The following is a 1,898-nucleotide window of genomic DNA, read 5'->3' as shown; positions in this document are numbered from 1 at the left end:
GTCGAATCATTTGTCAACAACTTATTATATTTTTTTGTTGTTCTCACTTGGTTTGTCGTGACAACATAAACAAATATACCATCTCGTCCAAATGAATGCAAGCATTTCTTTACAAAAAATTAACAAAAAGTTTTATCTGTACTTTTATAGTGTATTTATTTAAATAAGTTAATCGTATTTCCCTTTATACAGTTACACTTTTTTAAGAGTGTCATCTGTTCCTAAATTATTCTTCAAAAGCTACAAGTTTGTTCGATCTGGACTATCCCTATAGGGACTAGGAACACTCCTCATCCAAGAATGTAGGCAATTGTCTTTTCTGTCTTTTATGGGAAGCAGCTACCCGTATAATATCTAAATAAGCAGTTAAAATAGCAAACCTAAACAGAATTAGCAGAGTGCCATTTCAAAATGAGAACATTAAAATATTAGGAATAAGCATTAATCTATTCTTTTTCTTCTTTACTAATGGATCCATTACTTATACAGCTATTTATAGAACTCCTAACAGAAACTATTGAAAAGTAATTCATAACTTTCTTTATAAAGCTCAACCTAATTAAAGCTGAATTACTTGAAATACCATTTTAATGCATTCGTGTACAGGATTTTATCAATAGCCTTTTCATCAAATAGCCGTTGAATTAATTCTATATCTGTATATTCAAAAGGTCTTTTAGCTCTTGTAGATGGCAAATCTGAACCAAACATAAGCGCATCAGGATTTGTCTCATATATGGATCTTAAAGTTTTTTCAACATTCAGTTCCACACGCCCAAAACCTGTTGCTTTTACGTGTATGCCCTTATATACTAATTTTAATAAATGAAGTAATCCTTCTTCTGACAATCCTAAATGGTCAATTGAAATAGCAGGTAACTTCTCAATAATTGATGCAATTTCAGGTAACTCTTTTACATCAATATAAAGTTCACTATGCCATCCGACTAAATCGTAAACTCTTCTTGCAAAGTAATCGAGCTTTGATCTATCTTCTGAACCACCTCGTTTTATATTAAAACGTAATGCCTTTACCCCTTTTTCATTTAACCTTATAATCTCTTCGTCTGTTACAGTAAAAGGTAATTGAGTTACGCCGCAAAATGTTGTGCCCATTTGTTTAAGTGCGTTTAATAAATATTCTTGGTCAAATCCTTGGAAAGAACCGGATACTATCGCTCCTCCTAGTACATTTAAATCAGTAGTTTCATTCTGGTAATCTTCTACAACATAGTTGGGTGGCAAATATCCTTGGTTTTCGATAATTGGAAAATTAAAATCAATAATATGAAAATGTGCATCAAAAATTCTCATTTCATTTCCCTTCTCTTTTCTTTAACTTATCAAAGATGGTTCATAAAGAAAAATATGAATTATTTATGCAAACTCATAATTTTTTCTTATAGCTCTATACTGCTAATAGCTAAATAAGCACTATACAGCGAATTTTTATAAGCGAAAATTATCGTAAGTAGCTGTCATTTGGAAAACAAAAGACGAGAAATGGAACTCCTTAATATTATGTTTTGTATATTTCATTGCTACGAACATCCACAATCAAGGTAATTGTCGAGATACTTTGTTGTTTCACCTTTAAATCATTTTATCAATTGTTCCAAATGTGAATGAAAAGCATTACCGTTTTGTAAGCTTGAATCGTTTAAAAAATAAAGTTTTAAATGCAATAATAAAAAAGAACCATGTCAATTTAAAGGTGCAAGCTAGATAACCCGTAAATTGACATGGAACCTCATTCATATATTCCAACAAAAAAAAGCATCAACTTAATAGCTGATGCTTTTCGTTTACCAGGCGACGTTCTACTCTCACAGGGGGAAACCCCCAACTACCATCGACGCAAAAGAGCTTAACTGCCGTGTTCGGTATGGGAACGGGTG

The 1,898-nt window shown here is 31.9% G+C and carries 1 protein-coding gene and 1 rRNA gene; both read right to left on the bottom strand.

Annotation, left to right across the window (positions count from 1 at the left end; all coding sequences use genetic code 11):
- Positions 1 to 570: 570 nt before the first annotated feature.
- On the bottom strand, positions 571 to 1,314 hold the full coding sequence (locus ACFWM3_RS24930) for an amidohydrolase family protein (protein ID WP_390313397.1): 744 nt from the start codon (positions 1,312 to 1,314) through the stop codon (positions 571 to 573).
- Between the two features lie 493 nt (positions 1,315 to 1,807).
- Positions 1,808 to 1,898: ribosomal RNA gene (gene rrf, locus ACFWM3_RS24925) — 5S ribosomal RNA — on the bottom strand; the annotation flags it as partial.

Source organism: Gottfriedia sp. NPDC058432, assembly GCF_042721555.1.
Taxonomy (GTDB): Bacteria; Bacillota; Bacilli; order Bacillales; family Bacillaceae_G; genus Gottfriedia.
This window is presented reverse-complemented; position numbering and strand designations above follow the sequence as displayed.